Annotated in this window: 19 protein-coding genes, 1 pseudogene and 1 riboswitch; of the genes and pseudogenes, 4 read left to right on the top strand and 16 right to left on the bottom strand. The window is 38.6% G+C overall.

What is annotated here, in order from left to right:
* Positions 1–36: 36 nt before the first annotated feature.
* The gene (locus EPJ90_RS07240) at positions 37–1,068 is read right to left on the bottom strand and encodes a dihydrodipicolinate reductase (RefSeq protein WP_161637554.1); all 1,032 of its coding nucleotides are present in this window, start codon (positions 1,066–1,068) and stop codon (positions 37–39) included.
* An 80-nt stretch (positions 1,069–1,148) separates the two neighbouring features.
* Here EPJ90_RS07240 and EPJ90_RS07245 point away from each other — a divergent pair, with 80 nt between their 5' ends.
* A complete protein-coding gene (locus tag EPJ90_RS07245; RefSeq protein WP_200542875.1) occupies positions 1,149–1,967 on the top strand; it encodes a MerR family transcriptional regulator in 819 nt (272 codons plus the stop codon).
* Between the two features lie 171 nt (positions 1,968–2,138).
* Here EPJ90_RS07245 and EPJ90_RS07250 read toward each other — a convergent pair whose 3' ends face one another.
* A complete protein-coding gene (locus EPJ90_RS07250) occupies positions 2,139–2,741 on the bottom strand; it encodes an SIMPL domain-containing protein (RefSeq protein ID WP_161637556.1) in 603 nt (200 codons plus the stop codon).
* An 81-nt stretch (positions 2,742–2,822) separates the two neighbouring features.
* Here EPJ90_RS07250 and EPJ90_RS07255 point away from each other — a divergent pair, with 81 nt between their 5' ends.
* A complete protein-coding gene (locus EPJ90_RS07255) occupies positions 2,823–3,365 on the top strand; it encodes a hypothetical protein (protein ID WP_200542876.1) in 543 nt (180 codons plus the stop codon).
* A 10-nt stretch (positions 3,366–3,375) separates the two neighbouring features.
* Here the strand turns inward: EPJ90_RS07255 and EPJ90_RS07260 are convergent, their stop codons facing one another.
* The 8 genes from EPJ90_RS07260 to deoD all read right to left on the bottom strand — a co-directional run bounded on the left by EPJ90_RS07260 (position 3,376) and on the right by deoD (position 12,748).
* The gene (locus tag EPJ90_RS07260) at positions 3,376–3,951 is read right to left on the bottom strand and encodes a phosphoribosyltransferase family protein (protein ID WP_125163696.1); all 576 of its coding nucleotides are present in this window, start codon (positions 3,949–3,951) and stop codon (positions 3,376–3,378) included.
* A 33-nt stretch (positions 3,952–3,984) separates the two neighbouring features.
* Entirely contained in the window at positions 3,985–5,361 is a 1,377-nt protein-coding gene (locus EPJ90_RS07265; protein ID WP_200542877.1) for a solute carrier family 23 protein, read from the bottom strand.
* An 80-nt stretch (positions 5,362–5,441) separates the two neighbouring features.
* A riboswitch (purine riboswitch) is annotated at positions 5,442–5,543 on the bottom strand.
* Between the two features lie 174 nt (positions 5,544–5,717).
* Positions 5,718–7,013, bottom strand: a complete 1,296-nt coding sequence (gene eno / locus EPJ90_RS07270) for a phosphopyruvate hydratase (protein ID WP_161637560.1) — start codon at positions 7,011–7,013, stop codon at positions 5,718–5,720.
* Positions 7,014–7,063: 50 nt separating this feature from the next.
* Positions 7,064–7,807: a triose-phosphate isomerase gene (tpiA, locus tag EPJ90_RS07275; protein WP_161637561.1), complete on the bottom strand. Its 744-nt coding sequence runs from the start codon at positions 7,805–7,807 to the stop codon at positions 7,064–7,066.
* Positions 7,808–7,810: 3 nt separating this feature from the next.
* Positions 7,811–9,010 carry a phosphoglycerate kinase gene (locus EPJ90_RS07280; protein ID WP_161637562.1) on the bottom strand — a complete coding sequence of 400 codons (1,200 nt, stop codon included), beginning with the start codon at positions 9,008–9,010 and terminating at the stop codon, positions 7,811–7,813.
* 222 nt (positions 9,011–9,232) lie between these two features.
* A complete protein-coding gene (locus EPJ90_RS07285) occupies positions 9,233–9,424 on the bottom strand; it encodes a heavy-metal-associated domain-containing protein (RefSeq protein ID WP_125163700.1) in 192 nt (63 codons plus the stop codon).
* 16 nt (positions 9,425–9,440) lie between these two features.
* Complete coding sequence (locus EPJ90_RS07290) at positions 9,441–11,897, bottom strand: heavy metal translocating P-type ATPase (protein WP_161637563.1); 2,457 nt, start codon at positions 11,895–11,897, stop codon at positions 9,441–9,443.
* Between the two features lie 131 nt (positions 11,898–12,028).
* On the bottom strand, positions 12,029–12,748 hold the full coding sequence (deoD, locus tag EPJ90_RS07295) for a purine-nucleoside phosphorylase (RefSeq protein WP_013853271.1): 720 nt from the start codon (positions 12,746–12,748) through the stop codon (positions 12,029–12,031).
* 222 nt (positions 12,749–12,970) lie between these two features.
* On the opposite strand from deoD, the gene EPJ90_RS07300 reads away from it, so the two are divergent.
* Positions 12,971–13,693 carry a TetR/AcrR family transcriptional regulator gene (locus EPJ90_RS07300; RefSeq protein ID WP_244660398.1) on the top strand — a complete coding sequence of 241 codons (723 nt, stop codon included), beginning with the start codon at positions 12,971–12,973 and terminating at the stop codon, positions 13,691–13,693.
* Between the two features lie 21 nt (positions 13,694–13,714).
* On the opposite strand, the gene dcuC is transcribed toward EPJ90_RS07300, so the two are convergent.
* From dcuC to EPJ90_RS07325, 5 genes are all read right to left on the bottom strand, one after another.
* The gene (gene dcuC / locus EPJ90_RS07305; protein WP_200542879.1) at positions 13,715–15,094 is read right to left on the bottom strand and encodes a C4-dicarboxylate transporter DcuC; all 1,380 of its coding nucleotides are present in this window, start codon (positions 15,092–15,094) and stop codon (positions 13,715–13,717) included.
* A 20-nt stretch (positions 15,095–15,114) separates the two neighbouring features.
* Positions 15,115–16,044 (bottom strand): ribonucleoside hydrolase RihC, encoded by a 930-nt coding sequence (gene rihC / locus EPJ90_RS07310; RefSeq protein ID WP_161637409.1) that lies wholly within the window; start codon positions 16,042–16,044, stop codon positions 15,115–15,117.
* Entirely contained in the window at positions 16,037–16,963 is a 927-nt protein-coding gene (locus tag EPJ90_RS07315) for a ribokinase (RefSeq protein WP_200542880.1), read from the bottom strand. Before EPJ90_RS07315 ends, rihC begins: the two co-directional genes overlap by 8 nt.
* A complete protein-coding gene (locus EPJ90_RS07320) occupies positions 16,953–17,378 on the bottom strand; it encodes a GNAT family N-acetyltransferase (RefSeq protein ID WP_161637410.1) in 426 nt (141 codons plus the stop codon). The genes EPJ90_RS07315 and EPJ90_RS07320 overlap by 11 nt, the downstream gene beginning before the upstream one ends.
* Before the next feature lie 119 nt (positions 17,379–17,497).
* The gene (locus tag EPJ90_RS07325; RefSeq protein ID WP_161637411.1) at positions 17,498–18,487 is read right to left on the bottom strand and encodes a LacI family DNA-binding transcriptional regulator; all 990 of its coding nucleotides are present in this window, start codon (positions 18,485–18,487) and stop codon (positions 17,498–17,500) included.
* A 194-nt stretch (positions 18,488–18,681) separates the two neighbouring features.
* On the opposite strand from EPJ90_RS07325, the gene EPJ90_RS07330 reads away from it, so the two are divergent.
* Positions 18,682–19,038: a carboxymuconolactone decarboxylase family protein gene (locus EPJ90_RS07330; protein ID WP_003774883.1), complete on the top strand. Its 357-nt coding sequence runs from the start codon at positions 18,682–18,684 to the stop codon at positions 19,036–19,038.
* 42 nt (positions 19,039–19,080) lie between these two features.
* Here EPJ90_RS07330 and EPJ90_RS07335 read toward each other — a convergent pair.
* Positions 19,081–19,196 (bottom strand): annotated as a pseudogene (locus EPJ90_RS07335) (IS30 family transposase); the annotation flags it as partial.

The following is a 19,196-nucleotide window of genomic DNA, read 5'->3' on the forward strand; positions in this document are numbered from 1 at the left end:
AAAGGGCAAACCAAAGTGTTTCTTTGTTTGTTGTTCTTAGAAATCGTAGTGATCGATTGGATACGTGAGGTAATGAATTTCCTCAAGTTTTTCGGCCGTGATAAATCCTGCCGGTGCATCGAGCACTTGTGGTATACGGTTTACAACCGTTGCACACGTATGTGCTACCGTATCCGGTTTTTCGACTGAGAATACTACATCTGGGTCTCCGACAATCTTCCATTCACAGAGATCCCCATCATTCTCACCGTAAACCTTCCCAATACATTGAACTTCCAGTTCTGGGCCTTGATGTGTAAGGATTGTGGTGACCGCAGACATACCAATCGCATCCCCCGCTGGAATTTCACGTCCTAATGTTTCTGAATAAATTGCATGATCTAAAACATACGGAACACTTTTTTGTGAAATGGCCTTAATGGTCCATCCCATTTTTGCGCAGATGCCCTCGCCTGCATTCCACATATAGCTTGGCAAACTTTCTGCTTGCGCAATTTCTTTTTCAAACGTCTCAAGATCATAACCAGCACCGTGTGCTTCCGCCAGTGCAAGTCCATAATCTTCTACATTATAGCTAGCCGTTCCATACATCTTCTCAATACGATTCACACCGCCTGCAACAAGACACGGCATGTTAATCCAATAGATATCTTGCATACCACTTCCCGTAATGGTAACATTGTAATCTTTCGCAAGACGATCAAGTCGATTAGTTTCTGATGGTGCGGTGGTCCATGGATAAATTGCTTCTTCACAAGTCGTAATGACGTTTACACCATGAATTGCGCATGTTTCAAAAATTGAGTACATATCGTTCATATAACTAAATACTGTCACGATCGCAACATCTGCATCACATTCTGATAATACCTTATCAGCATCATCGGAAATCAGTACACCGGTTTTACGTCCCAAATTCGCAAAGTCACCGACATCCACCCCTACTAATTTCGGATTCGCATCAATCGCTCCCACGATTTCTGCACCGTGATCAACTAAATTACGAACAATCACTTCGGCCATTTTACCACAGCCATATTGTATAACGCGTACCTTTTCGTGTTTCATATCCAAGCCTCCTATTTCTTGATATATATTTCACAACTATAGTATAATCTCTATAGTAAGGTGAGAGTCAAGGAGGGTTTATGCAAAAATTAAGAATCGGGGAAATTGCCCGTTTGAACGATGTTTCCATTCAAACATTACGGTATTATGATGAAATCGGTCTTCTCAAACCGGCTTCGATTGATCCAGAAACGCATTATCGCTACTATACGATTGAACAGTCTGCAACGTTGGATATGATTCAGTTTCTTAAACGATTAGACTTTAATCTCATGGAGATTCATGACATTCTAAAACAAAAAATCAGCCTTGAGTCTTTGAAGGCTTCCCTTAAATTAAAAGAAGAACAACTTCTCGATGAACATCGATCGATTATCCATCAAATTCAGTCAATCCATCGTTTTATGGAAACCACCAACTTGTATACACAAAATATGGATAAGCACTGGATGGAAATCAGCTCGTTTCATGCACGCCATATCTACCGTTATCCCATTACACAAAATATTTACGAAATGTCGATTGATGCCTATGAATATGCGTTGCGCGACTTTAAACATCACCTAAAATCGAAAACCCTTTTTAATCGAGTCGGTTCCATTATGTCCAAGGAAAACTTTATCCGGCAACACTTTGACTCAAAAGAACTTTTTGTCTTTGTCGATGATCCAGCTCAAGCTAACGACAGGCTCCCACAGGGGGATTATGCCGTCTTTTTCTGTCAATCTTTTGAGGATGAAATAGAAGCAATGCATACCTTTCATCAACTCATCAATGCGCAAAACCTTGTCATTAATGGGGATTATATTTGTGAAGTACTCTACGAAATGCCCAATACCAATTCCGGTCGTCGTGATATGTTTATTCGACTTCAAGTCCCTATATTACTTGATATCTAAAAATGTATGGGTACTTTGATCCCCTATCGTTACGCTCGAACGGTTTATGTTTTTTCAAATTCATAAAAAAAATTTCCGTTTTCATTATTAAGTGATAAACGGAAATTTTGGATTGTGATGAAACGTTGTGGTTTCATTAAACCAGTTCTTCGATATTAAGTACGTTAAATATTACTTAATTTCCCAACTCATGACAATGGATTGTGTCACGGCTAAGTCATTTGCAGTCATCGTGGAACCCATCATATCCGCACTGGCCATGCGATGCATTGGTCTTGCAGTAGCATGATTCACGTACTCCATATTACAAATATGACCCAATCGGATCCCTGAAGTATCCGCAATCAATTTCGCTTTATCGGTAGCTTGATTAATCGCGAGAATCAAGGCATCATTATCTGCTTTGGTTGAATCTTTTAAGAAATACGAAAGACTGAAATTAAAGTCATCACCGGTTCTTAAATGATCTAACAACTCCGACATCTTCGTAAGATTAATACTATCTTCAAAAACAAGGCGTTGCACACATCGGAATAATTTGGGTTGATTTTCGGTGGGTTGGAGGATGGAAACCTCGATCCCTGACGTTTTAATCAAACTGGTATTAAACTCTACGCGCTTAAAGGCCTTCACAATATTTTCATATTGTTTTTTTAATGCATCAAACGAACTTGCATACGACGAATCATCTTGTACTAATTCATAGCTAAAACGCATCATATCTGGTGTTACATAGATACTGCCCGATCCTTCAATCGTTAATTTACTACTCATATCAATCACCTCTCTCTAATGATACAGTATAATAGGTGAAATAAAAGTAAAATGTGTTATATTTTAATAAAGGAGTCAACCATGAAAAAATTTAATCTGAAACAAAAACTCATTGTGAGTCTTGTAATGCTTGCGATTACCCTAATTACCTTTGTTGTGATGACCTTTTTCGTTTTTAAAGTTCCATTCCAAATGGATCTCTTATTAAATGAAGTCGTTCTCGCACTTGTCGTATCCGTCTATGCATTTTTTATTATAAATATTGGATCTTGGGTAAGCATTGTATTTTTTATCCTTGGAATGCTTGCATCATTTTGGGCCCTTGCGTTCTCGGTAGCTCGTTCTGGTGGCAATGCAATTGCATTCAATGGTCTGTTTATATGGATTATTGTGATGTTTAGCTCGAATCTTATTGGATTAATCTTAGATTTAGTCTGGAAATCAAAACGAAAAGCAAAACGCGCAGAAAAAGCTAAAAATGATGCACTCAAACAAGAACAGTTTGAGGCAAAACAAGACGAAGCAATTGCTAATGAACCACAAACGGAAGAGCATCCCACCATTCATCTCAATGATATTACAGTGGATGAACCGCTTGATGAAAAAGAAAACAACGTTGATTAACGTTGTTTTTTTATGATTTAAAGGTAATCTTCCCTGAATCCACATCGATGGATTCGATTTGTGCCTGACAATATAGGTCGTGTCCTTCATCTACGAGCATTTGATAACCCGGTTGAAAATTCTTTGAAATACAAATACCGGTTGCGACAAGCGATGCATCCGCTTGGCTTAGAAGTTTATCTACATTATGAACAACACTTCCTTTCGCAAGGAAATCATCGAGAAGAATAACACGTTTTCCTTCAATAAGATGTTTCGGTACGGTTAAGTGATAACCGTTTTTCTTTGTGAATGAAAAACATGATTGCTGGATAAACTTAGGGTCATCTTTTTCAGTTAAACTTTTTTTGATAATGATTAGCGGTTTGTTTGCATACAACGCTGCGAAAACACTGGGAGCAATTCCTGATGTCTCAACTGTTACAAACAAATCAAAGTCATAATCTGCATAGAAATCTGCGAAGTCTTTTCCTAAAGCTTCCATAACTTTAGGATCTACTTGAGCATTCAAAAATGAACTCACATCCACAATTTCTTCAGATTTAACTTTACCTTTTTCTTGTATTATTTCTTCGAGTAATTTCATGGGTACCTTCTTTCAATTTTACTTAGTATTATACTACAACGTACAAATATATGCTATTGAAATCAGGGTAATAAAGTGCATAATCTTAGGAAGCTCTTTACCACGTCCCGCAAAAATCATACACATTTCATAGGAAATAAATCCTAAAGTTAACCCTAAAGCAATTGATCCCGTTAGAGGCATCATCACGATTGTTAAGAAGGCAGGTATAATGTTTTCAAATCCTGAGTGCCATTCGATATTTGTAATGTTTTGCATCATAAAGATCCCAATCACAACCATAGCTGGTGTTGTGACAGCTGGCGTTACAAGCGATAATAAAGGATAGAAGAACATAGATAACAAGAAGAGCACTGCCGTAACAACTGCCATAAGTCCTGTTCGTCCACCATTAATAATTCCCGATACTGATTCAATATACGTTGAAAGATTTGATGTTCCAAAAAGTGAACCTACAAATGTTCCAAGGGCATCGGCCATATAAATACGATTGTTGTTTTCAAATTCTTCTTGTGGAATATGTGGAATTTGTGATGCCGCAGCGGATAATGTTGTTGCAGTTCCAAAGAAGTCTAAGAATAAGAACGTTAAAACTACAATAATCGCTTGTGGATTCAATAAGTTCGGTAATTCTTTCACCGCTACAAACATGGTTTCATGAACCATTGTTTGAATTGGTTCTATAGGGAACACTATAGGGCTTCCTGCTGGCAATTGCGGTAACGTCGCAACTACATCTGGTGCCATTGATAATACGCCCATATTTACCCCTAAACGCATCAACAAGCCACAAACCGCTGCACCAACCATACCGAGAAATACAGCATATTGATTGCCACGAACCAAGAAAAACGCAGCCGTAATAATCCCTACAAATGCAATAATAACATTTGGATTATCAAAACCACCAAAAGTAATAAACATACCTGGATCGGGTACAATAATCCCTGAGTTTTTAAAACTTACAAAAGCAATAAAAATACCGAGGCCCACCGTTCCTGCATGCTTAATGGTTAGTGGAATCGATTTAATAATCTTCGATCGAACGCCTGAAGCAGCAAGAATAATGAATAAAATTGATGATGCAAGCACCGAAGCCAAAGCTGTTTGCCATGAAATCCCCATTTGCATGACAACACTAAAAGCAAAGAACGCATTCATCGACATACACGGTGCAAGGCCTAGTGGAAACTTCGCATAAAGCCCCATAATTAACATTGCAATTGCCGAGGAAATAATGGTTGCAATAAAGACCGCATCCTTCGGCATTCCTGCTTGCCCTAAAATAATTGGATTAACGAAAATAACGTATGACATTGAAAGAAATGCCGTTAACCCTCCCGCAAATTCACGTTTGATTGTCGAACCTGCTTCTTCAATCCCAAAATACTTATTGAGAATATTTTTCACGTAATGTCCTCCTCTTCCTCAATATATAAAAAAACTGCCATTATATGTGGCAGAAAGAGACGTGAAAATATCCTATCATGAAGATAAGGCTCTTTTGCCATAGTTTACATCTTTACGGGATGTAAGTAGAAACTTCCGGACCCTATTACCAGAAATATATGGAGTTTTTTCATACCTTAAGACTACCATGGTCCGGTGCAACATGCAAGCCTTGATAACTGCTATTGATTGTCTAAAAGTTATTGAAAACGATATCAAATCTTCATTATGAGATTATTGTGTAGCATCTTATCGTTTGGGATGATTCTGTCGCATAAAAAAACTCACTCTTTCGAGTGAGTTTGATCAACGTTTAATTATTTTTTGATGTTGAAGAATGTGTTAGCACCTGAATATTTAGCTGCTGAACCTAATTCATCTTCGATACGGATTAATTGGTTATATTTAGCTAAACGGTCTGTACGTGACATTGATCCAGTTTTGATTTGACCTGCGTTAAATGCTACTGCAATGTCAGCGATTGTTGCATCTTCTGTTTCTCCTGAACGGTGTGAAACTACTGATGTATATCCTGCACGTTTTGCCATTTCCATAGCGTCAAATGTTTCTGTTAAAGTACCGATTTGGTTAACTTTAATAAGGATTGAGTTTGCGATTCCTTTTTCGATACCTTCTGCAAGAATTGCAGGGTTTGTAACGAATAAGTCATCACCAACGATTTGGCAACGGTCACCAATACGATCTGTTAGACGTTTCCATCCATCCCAGTCGCGTTCTCCTAAACCGTCTTCGATTGATACGATTGGGTATTTGTTTAAGAATCCTTCGTACATATCGATCATTTGATCCGATGTTAATTCTTCGCCACCTGATTTACTTAATACATAAACACCTTTTTCTACATCGTAGAATTCTGAAGCAGCAACGTCCATTGCAAGAACGATATCTTCACCTGGTACGAAACCAGCGCGTTTGATTGCTTCAACAATAACTTCTAAAGGTTCTTCGTTTGATGCTAAGTTTGGAGCGAAACCACCTTCGTCCCCAACAGCTGTAACATGACCTTTTTCTTTTAATACTGATTTCAATGCGTGGAATGTTTCAGCACCCATACGGATTGCTTCTTTAACTGATTTTGCACTGATTGGCATAATCATAAATTCTTGGAAATCAACTGATGAGTCAGCGTGTGAACCACCATTGATAACGTTCATCATTGGAACAGGTAATTCTTTTCCGTTGAATCCACCTAAGTATTTGTAAAGTGGCATATCATAGAAATCAGCTGCGGCAATAGCACAAGCCATTGAAACACCTAAGATTGCGTTTGCACCGAATTTTGATTTATCGGATGTACCGTCTAATTCGATCATTGCTTGGTCAATTAAGTTTTGTTGTGTTACATCAAAGCCAATTAATTCTTCAGCAATAATATCGTTAACGTTAGCAACAGCTTTTAATACACCTTTACCGCCGAAACGTGATTTATCACCATCACGAAGTTCTAACGCTTCGCGTTCACCAGTTGAAGCACCTGATGGTACCATTGCGCGTCCGAATGCGCCTGATTCTGTCGTTACTTCTACTTCAATTGTTGGGTTACCGCGTGAGTCCATGACTTCGCGTGCATAAATATCAATAATACTTGGCATGTTATATCCTCCTGAGCCTCTATTTATTCTTTTATTAACTTGTTAATAAATTATTTAATTGCATCGATGATTGCTTTGAATGAATCCACTTGAAGTGAAGCTCCACCAATTAATGCACCATCAATGTCTTCTTGTGACATGTATTCCTCAATGTTTTCAGGTTTAACGGATCCACCGTATTGAATACGAACTTTATCTGCAACTTCTGCTCCAAATAAGTTTTTAACTTCGTCACGAACTAAAGCACATGTGTTTTGAGCAATCTCAACTGTTGCGCTCTTACCAGTTCCAATTGCCCAAACAGGTTCGTATGCGATCACGATGTTTTGAACATCGTCTGCATTTAAACCACTTAAGCAACCCGCAACTTGTTTACGAACAACTTTTTCTGTTTTATCTGCTTCAAATTCAAATAATGTCTCCCCAACACAAACGATTGGAGTCATACCATTTTCGATTAATACAGCTGCTTTTTTATTAATGTCTTCATCTGTTTCGTTGAAGTATTGACGACGTTCTGAGTGTCCGATAACAACCCATTTTGTGCCAATTTCTTTTAACATTTCAACTGAGATTTCACCTGTATAAGCACCGTTTGCTGCCCAGTGAACATTTTCAGCTGCAATATGTAAGTTTTTAGCATTTGCAATGGATGCTTGGAGTGCTGTGAAAGGCACTGCCACACCAAAGTCTGCTTTATCTGTAACAAATGCATCAACACCTTGAACGAATTCAGTTGCTTCTACAATCGTCTTATTCATTTTCCAGTTACCAAAGATAATCGGTTTTCTCATGTTTTATTTATCCTGAATTGCTGCAATACCTGGCAATTCTTTTCCTTCCATAAATTCTAAACTTGCTCCCCCACCGGTTGAGATGTGAGTAATTTTGTCTTTGAATCCTAATTGAATTGCTGCCGCTGCGGAATCTCCACCACCGATAACACTCAATACATCAGGAAGTTCTGTAATTGCTTTACAGATTGACAATGTTCCTTGAGCAAATGCGTCAAATTCAAACACACCCATTGGACCATTCCAAACAACAGTTTTCGCACCCTGTAATTCTTTTTCGAATAATTCGATTGTCTTAGGACCAATGTCAAGTCCCATCATATCTGCAGGAATTTCATTTGAAGGCACAACAACTGGTGTTGCATCTGGTGCAAATTCCTTAGCAACCACAGTATCAACTGGCAATACTAATTTATCGCCTGCTTTTTCCATAATTGCTTTCGCTACATCAATACGGTCCATTTCAACAAGTGAAGTTCCGATTTCGTAACCTTTTGCTTTGTAGAATGTATAAGCCATTCCACCACCAACAATAACTTTGTCAGCTACGTCTAATAAGTTTTCAATAACATTAATTTTGTCACTTACCTTAGCACCACCTAAAATCGCTACGAATGGTCTTTTTGGTGAATAGATTGCTTCTGTTAAGAACTTAACTTCTTTCTCAACAAGGAATCCAAGTGCTGAAGGAAGATGTTGTGCAATCCCTACTGTTGAAGCATGTGCACGGTGAACAGATCCAAATGCATCTGTTACGAATAAGTCTCCCAAACTTGCCCAGTATTGTGATAAGTTGTCGTCGCATTTGCTTTCGCCAACTTCATAACGTGTGTTTTGCATTAACACGATGTCGCCATCAGCCATAGCTGCAACAGCATCTTCTAACGCACTACCACGTGTAACTGGAACAAACTTAACATTTGTTTCAGGCATTAATTCTTGTAGTCTTACTGCAACAGGTGCCATATCATTTTTAGCTTTGTCTGCTTCAGTTTTTTCTGAATCCTTATGATTTACTTTCCCCAAGTGTGACATAAGAATAACTTTTGCATTGTTTTCTACCAAATATTTGATTGTTGGAAGTGCACCATTGATACGGTTATCATCTGTAATAACGCCATCTTTTAATGGAACGTTAAAGTCAACACGTACAATGACTTTCTTACCAGCAACATCCAAATCACTGACAGTTCTTTTTGTCATAATTGCCTCCTTATTTACCTTTCCCATTATAACAAATACAAATGGGTTTCTCAATGAAATCATGCGCAGTAGTTTACGCTTTCACACATGAAAACGGTTTAAAACCAATATTTTCACACTTATATGTTTGTTGCTTGTGCAAATCTGTCTTTGCTTCATATAGTTATTCCAATTTAATCCTACTAAATTGCTCTATTTTCACGTGAAAATAAGAAAAACAGGCTATTTTACAGAATAGCCTGCTGATTGAATTGCTTGTTTTGCTGCATGGACGGTATCGTTTGATCCTTCAACCGTTACGGATTTATTGACCAAACTGATCGTATAATCCACACGTGTGTTATCCAATTCTTCTGAAATACGTTTAACGCATCCCTCACACTTCATATTATCCACAAAAATTATATGCTTCATAGTTACCGCCTTTCTCTTATATTTTAATCTTAAAGCGACGTAAACGCAATGCATTTGAAACAACACTTACGGAACTTAGAGCCATTGCGGCACCGGCGATCATTGGATCAAGAAGTGGCCCTTGGAATAAGACTTTAAAAACTCCCGCCGCAAAAGGGATCCCCACGACATTATACGCAAATGCCCAGAATAAATTTTGTTTTATATTACGCATGGTTGCTTTACTGAGGGCTAATGCATTCACAACATCTTTCAAGTTATCTTTCATCAGCACAATTTTCGCGGATTCAATCGCTACATCCGTTCCAGTACCGACTGCAATCCCAACATCGGCTTGAACCAAAGCGACCGCATCATTAATCCCATCTCCTACCATTAAGACGTTTTTACCGTTACGTTGAAGTTCTTTTATTTTGGCTGCCTTTTCTTCAGGCATCACTTCTGCTAACACATGGTTAATGCCAATTTGATGGGCAATTGCGTGTGCTGTATCACGATGATCACCGGTAAGCATAATGACATCATAGTTCATATCTTGTAATGCTTTTACGGTTTCAATTGATTCAGTTTTAACAGTATCCGCAACTCCAACAATCCCCATTAATGCTGTTTGATCTGAAACATACATCGCCGTTTTACCTTCTTGAGATAAACGTTTCACATCTGCTTCATAACGATCTGTAGAGATATTTAACGAAGCCATCAACGCTTCATTTCCAATTGCAATGGATTTTCCACCAACACTTCCTTGAAGACCTTTTCCTGAGATTGATTTAAATGAATCAATGGCTAAGATTTCTAGATTTCGCTTTTCTAACTCTGAAACAAGCGCATGTGCTAAAGGATGTTCGGAAGCATTTTCAAGTGAACCTACAATACTTAAGAATTCATTTTCAGGCACGTTCGTGATGATATCCGTTACAACAGGTTTCCCATGTGTTAAGGTTCCTGTTTTATCGAAAACAACGGTATCAATATGCGCAGCAGCCTCAAGTGCTTCCGCTGATTTAATAAAAATACCATTTTGTGCACCCACTCCGGTTCCGACCATGATTGCCGTTGGGGTTGCAAGTCCAAGTGCACACGGACAAGCAATAACGAGTACCGTTACGAAAATTGTAAGGGCACGTTCAAGGTCTTTGGTAGCGATAAACCATAAAATTCCAGAAATAAGCGCAATGACCATAACCACAGGAACAAACACACCTGCGACTTTATCTGCTACTTTAGAGATGGGTGCCTTTTCGTTTTGCGCATCTTCAACCAAACGAATAATTTGGGCAAGTTTTGTATTTTGATCATCAACGGTCACTTCGATGACAAGACGACCATTAAGATTCATGGTCCCCATCACAACATCATCATTTCGCGTTTTATCAACTGGAATACTTTCTCCAGTCAACATCGACTCATCGACCGCACTTTCGCCTTCTAAAATTCGTCCATCCATTGGAATGGATGTACCCGGTTTTACCAGCAAATGATCACCAATTCGGATTTCATCCGCATCAATTTCCACAACACCATCCTCACGAATCAAAAGTGCCGTTTCTGGTTTAAGGTTTAATAATGCTTTAATGGCACTGGTGGTCTTCGCTTTACTGCGAGACTCCATGGTTTTTCCCAGACGAATCAACGCTAAAATTACCGCAGCAGACTCAAAGTAGAGATGATGTACGAAATGCGCTTCGCCATTTAAAATTTTGAAGAATCCGTAGAAACTGTAAAGCATTGCACTTCCAGTTCCAATAGCAACTAAAGAATCCATATTAGGATGTCCTTTGAATAATGTTTTAAAACCCCTTTTGAAGTAATCACGGTTTAACCAAACAATCGGTACCGTAATGATGATTTGTAAGAGGGCATTGTTTAATGCATTAAGATTTGGATCGATAAAGGATGGTAATGGGAGTTTATAGGCAAACATTTGACCCATTGTAATATAGAGCATGGCAGCCGCTAAGACTAAACTCATGTAAAGAGTACGATTCGCTTTGTGAGCTTGTTGTGTTTGGAGATCTGTTGATACTGTGTCAACTTCATCCAAACGACTTGCACCATAGCCTTGATGTTCAATCGCTTGAATCATATCCACCAGTTTTAGTTTATGAGGATCATAGGTCACTCGAGCACGTTCGGTCATTAAATTAACACTTGCGGACGAGACGCCTTCTAAGTGTTGGAGTGCACCTTCCACATTCGCAACACAGGATGCACAGGTCATATCGGTAAGTTTGAGATCAACTGTTTTTTCTTGGACTGGATTGGGGATTTCAAGGCCATAACCTTGATCTTCAACCGCTTGGATTAAATCAGCTTCAGGAATTGTGTTTTGTGATGTAATAACGGCTTGATTGGTAAGGAGATTAACCTCCACATGTTCAACCCCCTCAACACCTTGTAATGCTTTTTCAACTTGGCTTTGACAGGATGCACACATCATCCCTGTTACGTTATAGGTTTTTTTATTCATGATTTTCGTCCTCCTTTATCGTTTACATTTGTAGTTTATCATGGTATTTCTGCGATATCAAGCGGGATGACTACAAATGTAGTTTGATTAGAAATAAAAAAACTCACCGATTATCGATGAGTTTTATTTTTTTAGAATTTTAAAGAAATTGCTGCATCCAACGCAATCTTCATCATATTTGTGAATGAGAGTTGACGTTCCTCTGCTGAAGTCACTTCTTGAGTTACAAATGAATCTGAAATTGTTAGAAGACATGCTGCATGTTTGTTTAATTTCTTAGCATTTGCAAACAGTGCAAATGATTCCATCTCAACACATGTAACACCATGATTCTTTGCAAGTTCTTGCCATGTAACGCCCGAGTCACGATAGAAAACATCACTTGAATGAATACGTCCTTCTTGCATTGGAATTTCTAATTTTTGAGCTGAAGCGCGTAATTGATCATTTAACATCTTACTTGGTTCAAGAACATCTTCTTCATATCCAAATCCAACTTTCGCAAATGAAGATTCACTGTATGCACTGTCTGAAAGAATTACATCATAAACATCAAGTCCTTCAACATACGATCCTGCTGAACCAATACGAATAATTGCTTCAACATCAAATTGTGAATAAAGTTCATAAGAATAAATTCCAATACTTGGTTGTCCCATTCCTGAACCCATTACTGATACTTCAACGCCTTCATAGGTTCCTGTATATCCAAACATATTACGAACATCGTTAAATTGTTTCACATCTTTCAAAAATGTTTCCGCAATAAACTTTGCACGAAGTGGATCTCCAGGCATTAATACAACCTTAGCGATTTGCCCTTTTTCAGCATTAATATGTGGTGTAGCCATAAATATAAATTCCTCCCATTAATTTATTCAATTATAACATAGCCTTTAAAGAGATTCATTACCTTTGGTGTAAAGAACGAAAATGCCAAGAATTCACCAACTTAGCTCTAAATTCCCTAAATATCGATAAACATGATGAAAAAGCACCAAAAAAACCGGAAACCCCCTGTGATTTATTTGTATATGTTATATAATTCACATAGTAAGGAGGTTGTCATGACAATGAGCCATAAAAAATTAAAAAAGCAACGAACCATGCTCTATTTTATGCAGGCAGCCAAAGAAATTGTGAACACCGAAGGCATGCAAGCAATCACCATCCGAAAAGTCGCAGACATTGCCGGATACAACAGTGCTACCCTCTATAATTACTTTGAAAATCTTGACCAACTGATTGCTTTCGCCATGATCCATACCATCACCGATTACCTCAGTGATCTTGAAACCATTATTAACTTAGACCTTAATGCACTTGATAAGTATTTATTAATGTGGCGATGTTATTCCGATTGGTCTTTTAAAGATCCCGAAATCTATACTTACGTATTTGATTCTGAGAAGTCTGATGAAATTTTAAGTCATATGGATGCTTACAACGCAACGTTTCCAATGCATAAAACCAAACCCGCAAAACACATCAGTGATCTTGTTTTAGGGCAAGGAATGAAACGGCGTAACCAACTTTCAATAGACCCTTGTGTCGAGGCGGGATATTTTAGAGCCGATGATGTTTCAACGATCGTGAATTTTGCCTATATTATGCATCAAGGGATTATCCGTCGTATTCTAAAGGGGTCCTATACCTTCGATAAGAATCACGTTGAAGAATTTCTTGATTATTTTGTTTCCTTTCTTCGAGGGTACGATCAAACACAAAGTCTAACTGCTGACACAGTCACCAAAATCTTAGCCCTTGATATCCATAAAAAAACACATCAACCCTAATCGGTGATGTGTTTTTTGTTTTTAGAATATAATCATTGAAAGTACAAACATAAAGACCGTACCAACAATCATTGGAACCGATGTACGTTTCACAATATCAAACGGTTCTTCTTTTGTTGTTCCTGCAACAATCATCACAACGGCAGATACCGGTGAAACAGCACGTAGTAAGTTTCCTGCAAGCCCCATTGGCACAGTCACCGCAAATGGACTAATGCCCGCTGCTGCAGCAAGAGGAACCATAAGCGGTACCATTGCATAGAAGAGTGCCATTCCACTACCACTCAAGAGGACAATCAGTGCTGTAAAGAGTACAAGAATCAGTGGTAAGACAAAGCCTGAAGCTTGGGTTGTTTGCATTACCGTTTGAAGTTGGGTAATTAGACCAATCGCTTTAAGTCCATTCACAAAGGTTGAAGCAGCAACAAGTAAGACAACAATCCCCATTGCATTTCCCATCCCTTTAAAGAAGGATTCTGTAGCTGTTAAGACTTTATTTCCATCACGATGACGTATCAGTTCGCACGCAATCGCAATGATAAAGGACATCATCGATACCACTTCAACAGATAAGTTCAAGGTTGATCCTGTGATTGCATTAATTGCAAAGACAACAAGTAAAATTAAGATTGGTAACAAGGGAAGCAATGTGTAGACAAATTTATAAAGCCCACTGCCTTCAATTTGCTTGGGTGCTTCTACATTCAGAGCAACCTTTTCTTCACCACTTGCTACAAGTTTTTTATCGCAGTATTTTTGCCAGAATGTATGTGCGAGTGCCATCACAAGAAGTGTTGGTACGGAAACAATTGCATGATGTTGGAAGACATAATCTGCAACAGGCATTCCAAGTTCCGCAGCAATCGCAACGTTATCTGCACCTAATGGTGTTGGCATAACCGTTGCCGTTGTCGCAATAATTGCGGCTGCAGTTAATGTTGACATCCCTGATTCTTTTAAAACTGGATACAAGGTTGCAAGCAAAATAATGGATAAATTGGATGCACTTGGAATTACAAGGGATAACAAGTTCCCGAGTAAGAATACAATTGGAACCAAAACGTATGCTGATTTTATGCCTTTGAGGGGTTTTGTAAGGGTATTAACCGTTACCTCATTTGCACCAATCTTATTCATATAAGCCGTATAACCACCCAATACAAGAATCACAAACCCAGAACTTGGGAGTGTTTTCTTAAATTGATCGATAATCGCAAGAAGTGGATCAACTAAGATATGAACCGGTTCTTCAATAACCGCATTCCCCATCATAATTGCTACCATCATGAGTAAAATACCAACACCAAACAACGTAATCTTAATATCGAGTTTTTTAAGAAGCATGACAACTACGATTGCGACTGCAATCAAGCCTGCTCCATACATAACAAATGAACTCATAACCTTCATTCTCCTTTATATTAGTTTTTCGTTTGACACTTTTGAATTGATTCGAGGAACCATGTTTTAAACAGATCCGCATCGATATCAGTCGTAACTTTCGCATTTGCGGGCTGACCACAATATCCTTTTAGGTCTACCACGGTAGCCCCTGATGTATATTCCCCTTGGGTCTCAATACCTACAAATGTCTCCACCACTTCAAACATTTCTGGTTTAAGTAAGTATGCAATCGCACAACTGTCATACATCTTTAAACCAACCTTAAAGCTTCCACCACGATAGGTTTTAAATAAGTGATAAAACATATTTCCAACAGGATTCATGTCCTTAATCAATGCAGAATCTTCCGGATAAACAAGGGCTTTAAGACCTACATCAAGACCTGCCATCACAATATTTAGACCACTTTCAAAAACAATCTTCGCAGCTTCTGGGTCTACTTTAATATTAAATTCAGAATAGACACCCGCATTACCACGTCCGACACTACCACCCATTAATACCACTTCATCAATGCGTTCAATGACCTCCGGATATTCTCGAATTAATAAAGCAATATTGGTTAGTGGACCAATTGGAACAAGTGTAATTTTCTCCGCACTGTTCATAATGACCTCATACATTGCCTCTACCGCATTTTTATCGAGAAGCAAACTTCGATCTTCCTCAGGGAAATCATAACCATCCATCCCCGTTTTACCGTGTACACCGCTGGCATCAATCGGTTCTCTTAGTAAGGGACGGGATGCACCCATGGCCACTGGAATTTTTTTACCGTAGAAGGGCAACAGCTTTAAGGTGTTTTTCGTAACCTTCTCAATACTTACATTTCCTGCAACCGTTGTAATCAACTGAACATCCAGTTCTTCTGAAAATAAAGCGATTGCCAGTGCCACGGCATCATCAATGCCTGGATCTGTATCAATGATAATTTTTCGTTTACTCATCATTTCCTCCTTGGTTCATAAAATCTGTTAATGCTTCAAGTGTGGGAAGTGCTTCTTGAGCACCCTGTTTTGTACATGCAAGGGCACCTGCAGCACTTGCATAGGTTAATGCTTTTTGAAGATTCCATTGCTTACTAAGACCGTATAAGAACGTTCCAATATAAGCATCGCCTGCTCCCGTTGTATCTACTACATCTACTGCATAAGATGGGATGATATCAACGTGATCTTTAGAAATACAGATACTTCCCGAGCCACCTAAGGTAAAGACAACCGTCTTAACACCTCGTTCACATAAGGTTGTGGCCGCACGCTTACAATCCTCAAGATCATGAGGGAAGATCCCTGTCAAAATTTCACTCTCTGATTGATTTACCACAAGATAGTCTATTAATGGATAAAAATCTTCATTCATCACTACCGCAGGGGCTGGATTCACCACCGTTGTCATTCCCAAGGTTTTTGCTTGTTTGAGACCTTCATATACGGCATAGAGTGGAACTTCAAATTGAGTTAAAAAGAAATCCTGGTTAGATCCCTGTAGGGCTTCATGAATGCGTGGAACACTAATATTCGCATTCGCACCTTGGTTTATAATTATGCGATTATCGTGATCTGTTTTTAAAATCATCGCAACCCCGGTATGTTCATCATCACTGAGAAGAACATGATTTGTATTAACCCCAAAATTATTTAAAGCATTTAAGGCAAGTTGACCATGATAATCACGTCCAACACTTCCAATGAGAAATGTAGGGGCGCCCAGATTGGCACATGCCGCTGCTTGATTACCACCCTTACCCCCAATTGCTTCAAAATAATCATAGCCAGCAATCGTTTCACCCTGTTGAGGGACACGATTCGCGGAAATCATCAAATCCGCATTAATACTTCCAAGTACATAGATCTTACTGCTCATAAAATAACACCATCCCACTTCCTAGTTCTTCAGTCGGTCTTGTGATAAAACCATACTGAGCATAAAACGCTTCAACACCTGGCGTCGCCATGAGACCTACATAAGCACCTTGACAGGCAACCCGTGCAAGATACTTAAAGATTGATTGCATCAGTAAATCGCCACAGCCTTGATGTTGATATTGCGGATGTACGATGACATCCTTGAGAAAGAACACAATCCTTCCATCACCGACCAGTCGGGCAATGGCAACCGCTTGGTCACCATCAAACACCACAACATCGTATAAATCATGATCAAGCGCCATCTGAATATCCTCTAAGGCATATGCTTTAAAGTTACAGACTGAATGCATCGCTTGATAAAGCTCCGGAGTAAGCACGTTCTCTTTAATTTCAAATGCTTGTTTCTTCATGATTAAGCGCTTAACCTCCTTGTGATTCTAGTTTACACCGCTTTGTAACCGCTGTCAATAGTTTTAGATTAAGCGTTTAACCTAAAACTCAAAAAAAACATGAATCCGATGATTCATGCTTATTGAACAAGTTCCGGTTTTAACACAGTATCGACTTGATAGCTTTGATCTTCTATTTGTTTAAGCAGCTGTTTGCATGCATGCATCGCTAAAACGGAAAGATCTTGAGAAACAGAAGTTAACGGAATCCCAAACATCTCTGATTGTTTTAAATTATCATACCCCACAACTTTAAGGGTTTTCTGAGTCAGTCCAGCTTCATCCATCGCCTTAAGCAATCCGTAAGCCATGAGATCATTACATGCAAAGACCCCATCGATGTCTTTACGTGCTACGACATCCTTTCCAAAAACATACCCTGTCTCATACCGGTAATCCCCTTCATAACGGTTTTTCTTTGAAATCGAATATCCGGATTCTTTTAAGGCACGAAGATGACCCTCATAACGTTGACGCCCACCATAGGTAAGTAAAGAACCGGTAAAACATGCAATGTGTTTACAACCCTGTTCAATGAGGTATTGTGTCGCCAGATACCCACCATATTCATTATCGTAAGAAACTTGATTTGTTTGAATGTTTTCAAAAATGCGGTCTACCAACACAAAAGGAACCCCAATCGAATCCAACTCCTGCTGTACATCCGCATTCACACGGTATGCATCCAAAGCAGGACAGAGAATTAACCCATCAACTTGCCGATCTTTAAGTTCTTTAATAAGCGTGCGATCATTTTCAACATGATCATCACTGTTGACCATAAAAACGAGATATCCCTCTTTACGTAATAAATCTTCAACATGTTTAGAAAATGATGAAAAATAGGGGTTTTCAATATCTGGAATAATTAAGCCGATTGTTTGCGTTTTATTCGTAGAAAGACTGCGAGCAACATAATTTGGTCGATAATTTAACTCTTCCGCAATCCGTTTAATCTCTGATTTCTTAGCTTCTGAAATTCGTGAGGGCGCGTCATTTAATACTAAAGAAACGGATGCTTCTGAAACATGCGCTAACTTCGCAATATCTTTAAGTCTAACTTTTTTCATACTCCCCCTCCATTCTTACTACTATTGTAACTGATATTTTATTCATGTGAAGAACCTTTTACACAATCAGTCTTAGATTGTTTTATTTTTCATAAGTATATCAAATATCTGCAATTCAAAAAAAGTATGGATAAAACAATTGAAGATATTTCTTTTTGTGTTAGCATGGACATATACATACAGGAGGAACGATCATGGCACAATATGATGTTAGAGAAATGTATAAAGCTTTTACAGGTGGTTTAACTGAATTATCACGTACACAACGAGAAGGTGTTGGTGCGTTTATGAATCTTTTAGGAAAAAGTTATGCTCCTGGAGCATTAGATCCTAAAACGAAAGAATTAATCAGTGTTGGGATTGCGGTGTATAACCGTTGCGAATACTGCATTGTTTACCATACACATGAAGCATTAAAACATGGTGCAACACGTCCAGAAATTGAAGAAGCTGCACTTGTTTCAGTTGCATTTGGTGGTGGTCCAAGCATGGCTTATACGGTAACACTCCTTAAAGAAAGCCTTGATGAATTCGAGAAAGATTTTAAATAATTATAGAAAAGCCCACATCTGCTGATGTGGGCTTTTCTTTTATCAAATCTCAACCGCACCACTTTTACTTTTATTAAAGTCTATCTCATAGGCCGTTTTGAAGTCAAATATTTTTCGCGGCATTGAGTTAATTTTGAAGCAAATATCATCAAGATATT

Source organism: Erysipelothrix sp. strain 2 (EsS2-7-Brazil) (assembly GCF_016617655.1).
Lineage (GTDB): Bacteria > Bacillota_I > Bacilli_A > Erysipelotrichales > Erysipelotrichaceae > Erysipelothrix > Erysipelothrix piscisicarius.